This is a genomic window from Pseudomonas sp. OE 28.3 (assembly GCF_014268205.2).
GTDB classification, from domain to species: domain Bacteria; phylum Pseudomonadota; class Gammaproteobacteria; order Pseudomonadales; family Pseudomonadaceae; genus Aquipseudomonas; species Aquipseudomonas edaphica.
In genome coordinates this window covers 2,219,332-2,233,697 of sequence record NZ_CP077082.1, presented here as the reverse complement: position 1 = coordinate 2,233,697, position 14,366 = coordinate 2,219,332, and the positions used below count along the sequence as shown (strand labels likewise).

Annotated in this window: 11 protein-coding genes; 7 read left to right on the top strand and 4 right to left on the bottom strand. The window is 60.8% G+C overall.

All coding sequences use genetic code 11. The features are described from left to right. Positions 1–8: 8 nt before the first annotated feature. Positions 9–1,034, bottom strand: coding sequence for an NAD(P)H-dependent glycerol-3-phosphate dehydrogenase (locus tag HU759_RS10175; protein WP_099549019.1), 1,026 nt, complete (start codon positions 1,032–1,034; stop codon positions 9–11). 193 nt (positions 1,035–1,227) lie between these two features. Here HU759_RS10175 and HU759_RS10170 point away from each other — a divergent pair, with 193 nt between their 5' ends. The 5 genes from HU759_RS10170 to fabB all read left to right on the top strand — a co-directional run bounded on the left by HU759_RS10170 (position 1,228) and on the right by fabB (position 8,174). Further along, entirely contained in the window at positions 1,228–3,348 is a 2,121-nt protein-coding gene (locus HU759_RS10170; protein ID WP_099549020.1) for a TonB-dependent receptor, read from the top strand. Between the two features lies 1 nt (position 3,349). Continuing rightward, complete coding sequence (locus HU759_RS10165) at positions 3,350–4,279, top strand: ABC transporter substrate binding protein (protein ID WP_186617347.1); 930 nt, start codon at positions 3,350–3,352, stop codon at positions 4,277–4,279. Continuing rightward, positions 4,276–6,177: an ATP-binding protein gene (locus tag HU759_RS10160; RefSeq protein WP_017134469.1), complete on the top strand. Its 1,902-nt coding sequence runs from the start codon at positions 4,276–4,278 to the stop codon at positions 6,175–6,177. The genes HU759_RS10165 and HU759_RS10160 overlap by 4 nt, the downstream gene beginning before the upstream one ends. A 249-nt stretch (positions 6,178–6,426) precedes the next feature. Then, positions 6,427–6,942 carry a 3-hydroxyacyl-[acyl-carrier-protein] dehydratase FabA gene (gene fabA, locus HU759_RS10155; RefSeq protein ID WP_003210552.1) on the top strand — a complete coding sequence of 172 codons (516 nt, stop codon included), beginning with the start codon at positions 6,427–6,429 and terminating at the stop codon, positions 6,940–6,942. 11 nt (positions 6,943–6,953) lie between these two features. Continuing rightward, positions 6,954–8,174 carry a beta-ketoacyl-ACP synthase I gene (gene fabB, locus HU759_RS10150; protein WP_017134470.1) on the top strand — a complete coding sequence of 407 codons (1,221 nt, stop codon included), beginning with the start codon at positions 6,954–6,956 and terminating at the stop codon, positions 8,172–8,174. Positions 8,175–8,350: 176 nt separating this feature from the next. Here the strand turns inward: fabB and HU759_RS10145 are convergent, their stop codons facing one another. After that, entirely contained in the window at positions 8,351–9,976 is a 1,626-nt protein-coding gene (locus HU759_RS10145) for a methyl-accepting chemotaxis protein (RefSeq protein ID WP_017134471.1), read from the bottom strand. A 205-nt stretch (positions 9,977–10,181) separates the two neighbouring features. On the opposite strand from HU759_RS10145, the gene HU759_RS10140 reads away from it, so the two are divergent. Both HU759_RS10140 and HU759_RS10135 read left to right on the top strand, forming a co-directional pair. Beyond that, on the top strand, positions 10,182–10,598 hold the full coding sequence (locus HU759_RS10140; protein ID WP_099549021.1) for an OsmC family protein: 417 nt from the start codon (positions 10,182–10,184) through the stop codon (positions 10,596–10,598). 64 nt (positions 10,599–10,662) lie between these two features. Beyond that, entirely contained in the window at positions 10,663–11,529 is an 867-nt protein-coding gene (locus HU759_RS10135; RefSeq protein ID WP_099549022.1) for a pirin family protein, read from the top strand. A 99-nt stretch (positions 11,530–11,628) separates the two neighbouring features. Here HU759_RS10135 and HU759_RS10130 read toward each other — a convergent pair whose 3' ends face one another. Both HU759_RS10130 and htpG read right to left on the bottom strand, forming a co-directional pair. After that, on the bottom strand, positions 11,629–12,357 hold the full coding sequence (locus HU759_RS10130) for a dienelactone hydrolase family protein (protein ID WP_170039975.1): 729 nt from the start codon (positions 12,355–12,357) through the stop codon (positions 11,629–11,631). 66 nt (positions 12,358–12,423) lie between these two features. After that, entirely contained in the window at positions 12,424–14,328 is a 1,905-nt protein-coding gene (gene htpG / locus HU759_RS10125) for a molecular chaperone HtpG (protein WP_169985747.1), read from the bottom strand. Positions 14,329–14,366: the final 38 nt, after the last annotated feature.

Below are 14,366 nucleotides of genomic sequence, written 5' to 3'. Positions count from 1 at the left end.
CGCGTTCCTCAGTTGAAACCGCTGGTGGAAATGAAGTCGACGTCAGTCTTGGGCTCGGCGCGCATCAGCACCTCGATCACCTGGTCCAAGGTGCGCCCTTCAAACAGGATCGCATGCAGGCCGGCGACCAGCGGCATGTACACACCGACTTCCTGGGCCTTGGCCTTCAACACCTTGAGGGTGTTGACGCCTTCGGCGACTTCGCCCAGGCGCGTGACCGCGTCTTCCAGGCTCAGGCCCTGGCCGAGGGCGAAGCCGACTTGATAGTTGCGGCTTTTGGGCGACGAGCAGGTGACGATCAAGTCACCTACGCCGGCCAGCCCGAGGAAGGTCATCGGGTTGGCGCCCTGGTTCACGGCAAAGCGGGTCATCTCCGCCAGCGCGCGGGTGATCAGCATGCTTTTGGTGTTCTCGCCCATGCCCAGCGCCACGGCCATGCCGGCGATGATCGCGTAGACGTTTTTCAGCGCCCCGCCCAGCTCGACGCCAAAGCGGTCGCCACTGGCGTAGACGCGGAAGGTACGGCCATGCAGCACGGCCTGCACACGTTCGCACAGTGCTTCGTCTTCACTGGCCACCACCGTGGCGGTCAGCGCGTGCTCGGCGACTTCCCGTGCCAGGTTCGGCCCGGACAGCACGCCGATGCGCGCCTGCGGGGCGATCTCGGCGAGGATTTCGCTCATCAGCTTGAAGGTCTGCGCCTCAATGCCTTTGGTCAGGCTGACCAGCAGCTTGCCGGCCAGGCGTTCAGCGTGGGGCGCCAACACCGAGCGCAAGGCGCTGGAAGGCAGCGCGACAAAGCACAGGTCACAGTCGGTCAGCGTGGCCAACAGGTCGGTGACCGGCTCCACCGCCGGATGAATCTTGATGCCTTTAAGGTAACGGGGGTTTTCCCGATGCACGCGGATGGCCTCGGCCTGCTCGGGATCACGCATCCACTGGCGCACCGCGTGGCCGTTCTCAGCCAGCAGGTTAGCCACGGCGGTACCAAAACTTCCGCCTCCCAGGACCGCAATAGGGCGCTGTTCAGTCATATGCAATCCGTTAATCCTTACATGGCGATGGCGGCATTATACGGGGCGACCCGCTTGCGGCCAGCCCCCGCGTCAATTCGTGCGCTTGTCGGAAAATGCCACACTTGTGTGAAGTAATTGCAAGTCCCACGACTGGCAAATGGCCCCACCTCAGTTAACATGGGCGGCTATCCGTAATTATCAAGGCTGCACCGTGCATCTGGGCCATCCTCCTCGCTCATCTCTGTTGCTGATATTGCTGTGCAGCACAGCTGCGCTGGCGGATGACCTGTTTCTCGACAGCCAGCCACTGCCGCAAGTGTTGACCGCCACACGCCTCAAGCAATCGGCCGCGGCCGTGCCCGGCAGCATGACAGTGATCGACAGCGAGCTGATCAAGGCCAGCGGCGCACGCGACATCGCCGAACTGCTGCGGCTGGTGCCGGGGATGATGGTCGGCTACACCACCGGCAACCAGGCGGCGGTGAACTACCACGGCACCAGCGCCAGCGACGCGCGACGCATGCAGGTGTTGATCGACGGGCGCTCGGTGTACCGCGCGGGCCTGGCCACCGTGGACTGGAGCGACATCCCGGTGGCCATGGAAGATATCGAGCGCATCGAGGTGTTCCGTGGCCCCAACACCGTCAGCTACGGCGCCAACGCACTGATGGCGGTGGTCAATATCCTCACGCGCTCACCGGCCAACAGCCACGGCTCGCGGATTAAAGTCATCCGTGGCCAACGCGGCATCAACGACTATTACGCCAGCCAGGGTGTGGGCTGGGAAACCGGTGACTTGCGCCTGTCCTTGTCCGGCCAGCAGGACGATGGCTTTGACAGCGACGCCGTCGGTGCCGACCGTCGTGACGGCCGCCGCCTCAACCGCTTCAGCCTGGCGGTGAGCCAGACCCTGAATGCGCAACAGAGTCTCGATTGGCAATTTGACGCCAAGGAAGGCACCAACCAGCGTCCTTATACCTACCTGCCGGTGTTCGCCGGGATTACCGAAGGCGGCACCAATTCCGATGCCGTCGCCAAGGACTATGCCGGGTCGTTGCGCTGGAACTTCGACTTCAACCCCGAACACAGCCTGTACATTCAAGGCTCGGCCCAGCAATGGGACCGCCAGCAGGTCTGGAAAGCCTGTGACGCCAAGGTCTCGTTCAGCCCGGAACTGACGCAGTTGTGGCAGTTGAACCCCAACTATGCCGAACGGTTGGCGCGGCACATGGACACCTACAGCCAGGGCGTTGCACCACCCGGCAGTGCCGCCGAACAAACGCTGGGCAACCAGGTACTCGACCAGTGGCGCAACGGCGCGAACCAAAGCGTGTGCGGCGACATCGACCAAAGCACCCGCGAAAGCCGCTACGACCTGGAGATTCAGGACACCCTGAGCCTGTCCGATAGCCTGCGCCTGGTCAGCGGCATGAACTACCGTTACGACCGCGCCGACTCCGACACCTACTTCAACGGCACCCTAGACGACACCACCTGGCGCTTGTTCGGCCACCTGGAATGGCGCGCCAGCGAACACTGGCTGCTGCAAGGCGGCGCCATGTACGAAGACACCCACCTGAGCGGCAACTCGCTGACGCCACGGGTGGCGGTCAACTACCTGATCAACCCGCGCCACGGCTTGCGGGCGGTGTACTCCGAGGCGATTCGCTCGCCGGACATGTTCGAGAACAACGTCAACTGGAGTTACCGCGTCACCAATTTGAGCTCCCCGACCTACGGGCAGAACTCCGGGCAATATTTTGTGGTAACGCGAGGCCCCGGCAACCTCGATAAAGAGTTGATGCGTTCACGAGAGCTGGGCTACAACGGCTTCTTTGCCGATTTCGGGTTGAATGTCGACGTGAAACTGTTCTACGACGAAATCACCGAGATGATCAGCTCGCCGCTGCGCAACAACCAATACATTGCCAGCAACGCCAACAGCGCACGGTTCACCGGCGCCGAATCGCAGTTCGACTGGCGCATGAGCAATACCGACCGTCTGCGCCTGACCTATGCTTACGTCGACGCCGCTTCCAGCAACCCGCTGGACAAGGCGCAAACCGCGCGCAACAGCGGCTCGGCCGGTTGGCTGCGCGAGTGGGGCCACGGCTGGTCCAGTGCGCTGTTCTACTATGGCGACGATGCGCTCAACCAATATCGCTTCGAACGGGTCGACCTGCGGGTGGCCAAGCGCATTGCCCTGGGCAAAGCCAATGTGGAGCTGGCCGGCATGTTGCAACAACGCCTCGATAACCAGCCCACCACCTGGGCCGATAACAACTACGACAGTCGCCATGTCCTGTATTTCAGCGCGGAGCTGGAATTCTGACATGGGCGCTCAGTCACGGATGACCCCCTTCTTTATCTTTCGGCTCTGGCGCCGCGCCTTGCTGCTGGTGTGCCTGTTGCTGACCGCGCCGGCGTGGAGCGCCGATATCCTGTTGACCGCCGCCGAAGACGGTGCCGGCGTTCAGGCATTTACCCTGGCCCTCGCCCAGCAACGCCCCGAAGACCAGGTGAGCTTTGTCCCGCTCAAAGACTTGCCCGCGCCGAGCCAGTTGCCGCCCGGCACGCGCCTGATCCTGCTGGACCTGCCCGGCCTCGACTGGCGCCTGCAGGATGACCAGGGCCCGCCGACCCTGGTGTTGCGCATCAGCCGCTTACAGGCACGCCAGCGCCTGGGCACCACCCACCCGGCAAAAATCAGCCTGTTGTGGAGCGACCCGCCGCTGGCGCGCCAACTCAAGCTGATCGCCAACATCCTGCCGCAGGCCCAACGCATCGGTGTGCTCTATGGCAGCGACAGTGAGTTCCTGCTGCCGGAGTTGCGCGAGTATGCAGCGCCCATGGGCCTGGAAATCGTGGCGCAACGCTGGGACAACATTAACGACAGCCGCCCGTTGCAAAACCTGCTCAAGAACAGTGACGTGCTGCTCGGGCTCGACGACCCGCAGTTGTACAACCCGAAAACCGTGAAGAACCTGTTGCTCAGCAGCTACGCCCAGCAACTGCCGCTGGTGGGGCCCAACGCCGGGTTCGTCAAGGCCGGCAGCCTGGCCAGCACCTACAGCGACCAGGCCGACTGGCTGGCGGTGCTCGACCGGCTGCTGGATCATCCACCAGCCAACTGGCCACGCAGCCTGTACCCGCAACACTTCAAAGTCGTGGGTAACCCGCAGGTCGCGCGCTCACTGGGGATCGAACAGGTGGACGAAACCGCCGTCGCCGCCCGCCTGGCCGAAGGAGAAAAACGCCCATGACCTTGCGCCGTCGTTGGGACATCAACACCCGCACCCAGCTCATCACCCTGGGCCCGGCGCTGTTGCTGACCTTGCTGTTGATCAGCTTCTTTACCTTCGTGCGTATCCAGGACCTGCGCCAGGAACTCGACCACACCGGCCAGTTGATCGCCAACCAACTGGCCCCGGCCACGGAGTACGGGGTGATTTCCGGCAACAACGATGTGCTCGAAAGCCTGCTGCGTGCCACGCTGGCCACCCCGCATGTGCGCTTCCTGGAGATTCAGGACAGCACTGAGAACATCCTGGTGTACGTCGAACAACCTTCGGAAAAACACGACCGTTCGCTGTCGGTGAAAGTGTTCCAGGCGCCCATCCGCTTACAGCATATCCAGCTGGGCAATGACTTTTTCCAGGACAACCTCAACGAACCCAAGGCGCCGCGTGCCGATTACCTGGGCCGGGTGATCGTCGGCATGTCCAACGACGCCTTCAGCCAGCGCCAGCAGGAGATTCTGTTCAAGGCCGGCATCCTCGCACTGTTCGCCCTGCTGTTTACCTTCCTGCTCGCGCGACGCCTGGCCGCGAGCCTGTCGCAGCCGATCAGCGCCATGGGCCACGCGGTAAAAGCCATCCAGCAAGGCGACTACAAGACACCGCTGCCGATTGTCGATGATTCGGAGCTGGGCGACTTGTCGCGGCACATCAACAACCTCGCCGAAGGCCTTAACCAGGCCAGCCGCGAACAGCACCAGGCCATGGCCCAGTTGATCCAGACCCGCGAAGAAGCCGAACGGGCCAACAACGCCAAGTCGGACTTCCTGGCGATGATGAGCCACGAGTTGCGCACGCCCATGAACGGCGTGCTGGGTATGCTGCAACTGCTGGAAACCACCGAGATGACCGAGGAGCAGACCGAGTACGCGGCGCTGGCCTCGGAGTCCACCGAGCACCTGCTTAAAGTCATCAACGACATCCTCGATTTCTCACGTATCGAACGCGCCGCGCTGGAGCTGGAACATATCGCCTTCAACCTGGCGGACCTGATCAACAGTTGCGCCCAGGCCTTCCAGCACAGCGCACAGCAACGTGGCCTGAGCCTGGAATTACCGATTCCGCTAGGCATGGACGCCTTGCGCGTGAGGGGTGACCCGACGCGTATCCGCCAAATCCTGGTGAACCTGATCGGTAACGCGCTCAAATTCACCGAGCACGGCAGCGTCACCGTCGAGCCCCATTGGCAAACTCTCGACCATGAACTGGTGTGGTTCACCTGCACGGTGCGCGACAGCGGCATCGGGATTTCCGCTGAACGCCTGGAGCTGATGTTCGATGCGTTCCAGCAGGCTGACAGTTCCATTTCCAGACGTTACGGCGGCACCGGCCTGGGCCTGCCTATTGCTCGCACGCTGGCCGAACGAATGGGCGGCACGTTGCGCGCGCAAAGCCAGGAAGGCCGTGGCTCGGTATTTACCCTGGAAATTCCACTGGCCATCGACCAGCACAGCTTGCCGGCGATCGCCCTGGACGCCGAGGGCAAGGCCAGCGCGGGTGATGGCCGCCATGTGTTGCTGGTGGAAGACAACCCGGTCAACCGCACCGTGGTCGAGGCCATGTTGCGCAGCCTGGGCTTTGAAGTGAGCCTGGCCACCGATGGCGCCGAGGCAATCCGCAGCGCCGAGAGCCTGATTTTTACCGCGATCCTGATGGATTGCCGCCTGCCGCTGATCGACGGCTACGAAGCCACCCGGCGGATTCGCCAACTGCCCGGCTGCGCCGACCTGCCGATTATCGCGTTGACGGCCAACGCCTTGCAGGGCGATCGCGAAGCCTGTCTGGCAGCCGGAATGAACGATTACCTGGCCAAGCCGTTCAAACGCACGGATTTGCAGCAAATACTGCAGCGCTGGGTGCAATAGCGCCGCGCCATCAACCAACTGCGACTGGCGCGAGAGACGAAAGTGCGGCAGTCTTAGGCACCCAAACGGGCCGATAAACAGGCTCGGTTTAAAATTTCAGTGAACAAGTGTACATTGAGTACCTTGACGCTGTGACTTTCACTACAACGCAATAGTCTATGTGTAGGCTGCCGGTATGAGGCATGAACGCTTCATTCGGTCCGGGAAGATTTACCCTGCCCTGCCGCATGGGATTATTGAGGAGCTCGCATGACCAAACAAAACGCCTTTACTCGGGAAGACCTGCTGCGCTGCAGTCGCGGTGAGCTGTTCGGCCCAGGTAACGCGCAACTGCCCGCCCCGAACATGCTGATGGTGGATCGCATCACCCATATCAGCGAAGAGGGTGGCAAGTACGGCAAAGGTGAATTGGTCGCCGAGCTGGATATCACCCCTGACCTGTGGTTCTTCGCCTGCCATTTCGAAGGCGACCCTGTGATGCCGGGCTGCCTGGGCCTTGATGCCATGTGGCAACTGGTCGGTTTCTACCTGGGCTGGCAAGGCCTGCCAGGTCGCGGTCGCGCCCTGGGTTCGGGCGAAGTGAAGTTCTTTGGCCAGGTCCTGCCGACTGCCAAGAAAGTCACCTACAACATTCAAATCAAGCGCGTCCTCAAGGGCAAGCTGAACCTCGCTATCGCCGATGGTTCGGTGACTGTCGACGGTCGCGAGATCTATACTGCCGAAGGCCTTCGGGTCGGCGTATTCACTTCCACTGACAACTTTTAAGGGTTATCCGCATGCGCCGCGTCGTTATCACTGGTCTGGGCATTGTTTCTTGCCTGGGCAATGACAAAGAGACCGTCACCGCTAACCTGCGTGCAAGTCGCCCTGGCATCCGCTTCAACCCGGAATATGCCGAAATGGGTCTGCGTAGCCAGGTTTCCGGCTCCATTGACCTGCCCCTCGAAGAACTGATTGATCGCAAGATCTATCGCTTCGTCGGCCACGCTGCCGCTTACGCTTACCTGGCCATGAAAGACGCCATTGCCGATTCCGGCCTGAGCGAAGACCAGGTTTCGAACGTACGCACCGGCCTGATCGCCGGCTCCGGCGGCGCATCGACCCTCAACCAGATGGAAGCGCTGGACATCCTGCGCGAAAAAGGCGTGAAACGCGTTGGCCCGTACCGTGTAACGCGGACCATGGGCAGCACTGTTTCGGCCTGTCTGGCCACCCCGTTCCAGATCAAGGGTGTGAACTACTCGATCTCCTCTGCCTGCGCCACCAGTGCTCATTGCATCGGTACTGCGGTCGAGCAGATCCAGTTGGGCAAACAGGACATCGTATTCGCTGGCGGCGGCGAAGAAGAACATTGGAGCCAGTCGTTCCTGTTCGACGCCATGGGCGCGCTGTCCACCCAGTACAACGAAACCCCGGAAAAGGCCTCCCGCGCCTACGACGCCAAGCGTGACGGCTTCGTCATCGCCGGCGGTGGCGGCATGGTGGTGGTCGAGGAGCTGGAACACGCTCTGGCCCGTGGTGCAAAAATCTACGCGGAAATCGTCGGCTACGGCGCTACTTCCGACGGCTACGACATGGTTGCGCCGAGCGGCGAAGGTGCCATTCGTTGCATGCAGATGGCCATGTCCACCGTGGACACCCCAATCGACTACCTGAACACCCACGGCACTTCGACTCCGGTCGGCGATGCCAAGGAAATGGAAGGCGTGCGTGCGGTATTCGGTGACAAGGCTCCGGCCATCAGCTCCACCAAGAGCCTGTCGGGTCACTCCCTGGGCGCCGCCGGCGTTCACGAAGCGATCTACTGCCTGCTGATGATGGAAGGCAACTTCATGGCCGGCTCGGCCAACATCGACGAGATCGACCCGGTCGTCGCCGATATGCCGATCCTGACCAAGACCGTTGAAAACGCAAAAATCGACACCGTGATGAGCAACAGCTTCGGCTTCGGTGGCACCAACGCCACCCTGGTACTGAAACGCTGGCAGGGCAAGTAAGCCCCGCAGGTTGATCACCTGGAAAAGCCCCGACTGGTTCGGGGCTTTTTTGTGGGCAATGGAATGAGACCGAGTCGCCTTCATCGCAGGCAAGCCAGCTCCCACATATGGCGGTGTTCGCCATTCAACATGTGGGAGCTGGCTTGCCTGCGATAGCGTCACCTCGGTCCCAAGCCCTACACCGAAAACCGCGCCACCATGGTATTCAGGTCCACCGCCAACCGCGACAACTCCTGGCTCGCCGCACTGGTCTGGTTAGCGCCCGTCGACGTCTGATGCGCCAGGTCGCGAATATTCATCAAATTGCGATCCACCTCCCGCGCCACCGCTGCCTGCTGCTCCGAGGCACTCGCAATCACCAGGTTGCGCTCGTTGATCAAGGTAAAGGCCGACGCAATCTCCTCCAACGCCGTGCCCGCCGACTTGGCGATATCCAACGTAGAGCGCGCCCGCGTATTGCTCTGCTGCATCGAACTGACAGCTTGATCGGTGCCTTGCTGAATCCCGCTTATCATCAATTCTATTTCCTGAGTCGACTGCTGCGTGCGATGGGCCAGTGCCCGCACTTCATCGGCCACCACCGCAAACCCACGTCCGGCATCGCCCGCGCGCGCCGCTTCGATCGCGGCATTCAGCGCCAGCAAGTTGGTCTGCTCGGCAATCGAGCGAATCACATCCAACACCTTGCTGATGCCATAGACCTTCTGCGCCAAGTCCTCAACCTGGGTCGCGTTGGATGTGACGTCATCGGCCAGCGCTTCAATCGACACCACTGTCTGATGCACCTGCTCGCGCCCACGCTGGGCAATGCGGTCAGACTCACGGGACGCCTGTGACGTGGCCACCGCATTGCTCGCCACCTCCTCCACCGCCGCGGTCATCTGGTTGACCGCCGTGGCCGCCTGTTCAATTTCCTGGTTCTGCTGGTGCAAACCACGGGTCGCATCTTCAGTCACACAACTGAGTTCTTCAGAAGCCGAGGCCAATTGGTTCGAAGACTCGGCAATCCGTCGAATGGTGTCGCGCAGGTTCTCCTGCATGCCCTTGAGCGCCTGCTGCAAGCGCGCGGGTTCATCGTTGCCGGTTACGTTGATCTCACCAGTGAGGTCGCCGCCTGCCACGCCCTGGGCAACCTTCAGCGACTGCGCCAACGGCAGCACGATGCTGCGGGTCAGCCATACCGCCAGGCCAATGGTGATCAATGCTGTGAGCACTATCATGCCAACCACCCATGTGCGCGATTGGGTGAATACGCTCTGCGCGAGGTTCGCGGCCTGGTTGGCACTGGCCTTGTTCAAGGCGACCAGGTCGTGCAGGGTCGCGGCCATCTCATCGGCCAGTTGATTCATCTCCCCATTGACGATCCTGACCGCATCCTCCAGCTGGTTGGCCTTGGAAAACGCCATCACCTGCTCCTGACGTTGCAGGTATTGCTGCTCCTGGTTTTTGAAACGATCAAACAGTACACGCTCTTCGGGCAGTACGATCAACCCTTCGTAGAGCGTCTGCGCATGGTGCAGGCCGTTTTTCAGGTCGGTGAGCTTCTGTTCGTTCTGCGCCAGCGCCTGCGGGTCACGGTTGACCACCAAACGCAGGGTGAGGGCACGCACCCGCAACAGGTCCTGGCTCATCTCCCCCACCGCCATCACGCTGGGCAGCCAGTTGTTCTCCACCTGATCGGACTGCTGGCGCATATTGGCCATCTGCAGCAGGGCGAAGCCGCCCAGGGCAAACACCATCAATGCCAGCACGCCAAAGCCTAAGCCTGCGCGCGGGGCGATATTCAAACTACGGATACTCATGCCTGGATTCCTTCCGAATGCGCTGCATCCACCTGCAGCAGGTCTCCTGAAAGGTATCGGCCCTTTGTCGCGTTTGCGTAAGACGAAAACGCGATATCAACGCGCTTGGCAATCGCGCGGGCAGCCATTGGAAAAAACACGGAACACTGAAGTGCCAGCATGCTCTATAACTGCATGACCTTTTACTGCCCTCGTGAGGTTTGCCATGCCTGTTACCGTCAATACGCTTAACCACGACAACTTTCGCCACAGCGTGAACATCAACAACCACGAACTGTTCACCGACCTGCCCAAGAGCCTGGGCGGTGATGATTCGGCGCCCTCGCCCCACGATTATTTCGACGCCGCCCTGGCCTCGTGCAAGGCGCTGACCGTCAAGCTCTACGCGCAGAAAAAAGACATCCCGCTCACCGGCGTCACCGTGGAAGTTACCCACGACAGCTCAGAGGAGCAAAAAGGCAAGTACAAGCTCAACGTCAAGCTGACGCTCAAGGGCGTACTCAGCGATGAGCAGCGCGATGAGCTGCATCGCGTCGCCGATAAGTGCCCGGTACACAAGCTGATGACCACTGCCGACGTCACCATCGAAACCAAACTGTCCGAAGGCGCTTTCAGCCAGTAGCCCCAACCTCCCGTCGAGCGGGTTATGCTCAGTAGCACCTAACCCGCTCAGACAGGGACGCCCCATGACCACCCTTACCGTGATCCGCCCGCGCGCCGAAGACGTCGAAGGCCAGCCGATCCTGCGACCGCTGCCGTCACGCGAATGCCGCAGCGTCGGGCCTTTTGTGTTTTTCGACCATATGTTGTCGACCCGCTATGCACCCGGCACCGGCATGAATATCCGCCAGCACCCGCATATCGGGCTGTCCACCCTCACCTACCTGTTCGAAGGCGCCCTGCAACACAAGGACAGCCTGGGCTCGGACCAGGTAGTGCAAGCCGGCGACGTCAGCTGGATGACCGCCGGCAGCGCAATTGCCCACGTCGAGCGCACGCCCGAAGCCCTCAAGGCCAGTGGTTTCAGCTTGCACGGCCTGCAGGTGTGGCTGGCCTCGCCCAAGGACCATGAAACCGGGCCGGGCCACTACAGCCATCACCCGGCGGCAAGCCTGCCGGTGAGCGATAACCTGGGCGTGCAGATTCGCCTGATCGCAGGCGCGGGTTTCTGCCTTAAATCGCCGGTGCCGGTGCTGTCGCCTACGCTATATGCCGAGGTGCAGATGCACACGGCCACGACGCTGCTGATCCCGGATGAGCATGAGGAGCGCGCGGTGTATGTGCTGGACGGCGAGGTGCAGTTGGACGGTGAGGCAGTGGAGGCGCATAGCCTGGTGGTATTGCCGAGCGGGCAGGAAATGACCTTGTTTGCCGAAAGCGATTGCCACGTGGTGGTGTTCGGCGGCGCGCCGCTGGATGGGCCACGGCGGATCAATTGGAATTTTGTCGCGAGCGATCCGGCGGTGATTGAACAGGCCAGGCAGCGCTGGGCGGCCGGGGATTGGCCGACGGTGCCGGGTGAGTCAGAAAGAATCGAGTTGCCTGTCAGATAGCTATCGCAGGCAAGCCAGCTCCCACCTGTCGACTGTTTTCACAGTTCAAAGTGTGGGAGCTGGCTTGCCTGCGATGAGGCCGGAACAGGCGCTAAAGCTTTAGCCCTTGAACACTTCATCCAGCAAGTTATGCATCGACTGGAACGCACGCTTGGCCGTCTGCGCGTCGTACATCATCTTGCCCGGCACATTGGCGTGCGGGTCAGTAAAGGAATGCACCGCGCCGCCGTAGCTCAGCAGTTGCCAATCCACACCGGCGGCGTTCATTTCTTGCTCAAACGCCGGCAGTTGCTCTTTCGGCACCAACGGATCGGACGCGCCGTGCAGCACCAACACCGAACCCTTGACGTGCTTGGCACCTGCCGGGTTTTGTGTGTCGATCGTGCCGTGGAACGACACGGCAGCCTTCAACGGTGCACCGGTACGTGCCAGCTCCAGCGAGCAGAAACCACCAAAGCAGAAACCGAAGGTCGCCAGCTTCGAGGTATCAACGGCCGCTTCGGTCTGGCTTTGCAGTTGCTCAAAGGCCGCCTGCATGCGCTTGAGCAGCGCCGGGTTATCGTTCTTCAACGGCATCATCGCAGCGCCGGCTTCATCGCCATTCGTCGGGCGCACGGTTTGCCCGTACAGGTCGGCGATCAGTACCACGTAGCCTTGGCTGGCCACGCTCTTGGCGATTTCCTCGGCACCCGCACTCACCCCCATCCAGTTCGGCGCCATCAGCAGGCCCGGCAGCGGGCCCTTGTGGCTGGCATCGAACGCCAGGCGGCTTTCATAAGACTGGCCATCAATCTGATAGACCACGGAACGTACAGTGACTTGGCTCATCATTTACTCCAGTTGAGGTGCGTTAGAACGAAAAAACCCGCCGAAGCGGGTTTTTCTACAACGGTGTTAAACCGACAGTTCAACCAACAGCTTGTTCAGGCGGCGCACATACGCGGCCGGATCTTTAAGGCTGTCACCGGCAGCCAGGGCTGCCTGGTCGAAGAGGATGTGCGACAGGTCGCCAAAACGCTCTTCACTCTGCTCGCCATCGAGTTTCTCGATCAGCGGGTGAGCCGGGTTGAATTCGAAGATCGGCTTGGAATCCGGCACTTTCTGCCCGCTGGCTTCGAGGATCTGACGCATCTGCATGCCCAGGTCCTGCTCACCGATGGCCAGAATCGCCGGAGAGTCGGTCAGACGGTGGGAAACCCGCACTTCGCTGACGGCATCGCCCAAGGCAGTCTTGATCCGCTCAACCAGGCCTTCTTTGGCCTTGGCGACTTCTTCGGCTTCCTTCTTCTCTTCTTCGGAGTCCAGGTTACCCAGGTCCAGGTCACCACGGGCCACGTCGACGAAGGTCTTGCCGTCGAACTCGCTGAGGTAGCTCATCAGCCACTCGTCGATACGGTCGGTCAACAGCAGCACTTCGATGCCTTTCTTGCGGAAGACTTCCAGGTGCGGGCTGTTCTTGACCTGGGCGTAGGTTTCGCCGGTCAGGTAGTAGATCTTGTCCTGACCTTCCTTGGCGCGTGCCAGGTACTCGGCCAACGACACGATCTGCTCGCCGTCGTCACCCTGAGTCGAGGCAAAACGCAGCAGGCCGGCGATTTTTTCCTTGTTGGCGAAATCTTCTGCCGGGCCTTCTTTCATGACCTGGCCGAAGTTTTTCCAGAAGCCCTTGTATTGCTCAGGCTCGTTCTTCGCCAGTTTTTCCAGCATGTCGAGCACGCGCTTCGTTAGCGCCGACTTCATGGAGTCGATGATCGGGTCTTTCTGCAGGATTTCCCGCGACACGTTCAGCGACAGGTCGTTGGAGTCGACCACACCTTTGATGAAGCGCAGGTACAGCGGCAGGAACGATTCCGCCTGGTCCATCACGAACACGCGCTGCACGTACAGTTTCAGGCCTTTTGGCGCCTCACGCTGGTACAGATCGAATGGGGCACGGGCCGGTACATAAAGCAGCGAGCTGTATTCCAGCTTGCCTTCGACCTTGTTGTGGCTCCAGCTCAGCGGGTTCTCGTAGTCGTGAGCGATGTGCTTATAGAACTCCTGATACTCCTCGTCTTTGACTTCGGTACGAGGGCGGGTCCACAAGGCGCTGGCACGGTTGACCACTTCCCATTCCTGGGCAGGTTTCTCTTCGCCCTCGACAGCCGCTTGTTCTTTCGGCAGTTCGATCGGCAAAGCGATGTGGTCGGAGTATTTCTTGATGATATTGCGCAGTCGGTAGCCGTCGGCGAATTCATCTTCAGCGGCTTTGAGGTGCAGCACGATACGCGTGCCACGGTCAGCCTTGTCGATAGTGGCGATTTCGAACTCGCCCTCACCTTTGGAGGCCCAGTGCACGCCTTCGCTGGCGTCAAGGCCAGCACGGCGGCTGAATACTTCAACCTTGTCGGCAACGATGAAGGCCGAGTAGAAGCCCACGCCGAACTGACCGATCAGGTGCGAATCTTTCTTCTGGTCGCCCGACAGATTCTTCATGAAGTCTGCGGTGCCGGACTTGGCGATGGTACCCAGATGGGTAATCGCGTCTTCACGGCTCATGCCGATGCCGTTGTCTTCGAGGGTGACGGTCTTGGCGTCCTTGTCAAAGCTCACACGGATTTTCAGTTCGGCGCCACCTTCCAGCAACTCAGGCTTGGAGAGGGCTTCGAAACGTAATTTGTCGACAGCGTCAGAGGCGTTCGAGATCAATTCGCGAAGGAAGATTTCCTTGTTGGAATACAGCGAATGGATCATGAGGTGCAGCAGTTGCTTCACCTCGGTCTGGAAGCCCAGGGTTTCCTTTTGAGTTTCCACACTCATGGTCATCAAACTCCAATTGGATGGCAGTGGCCGCGCCC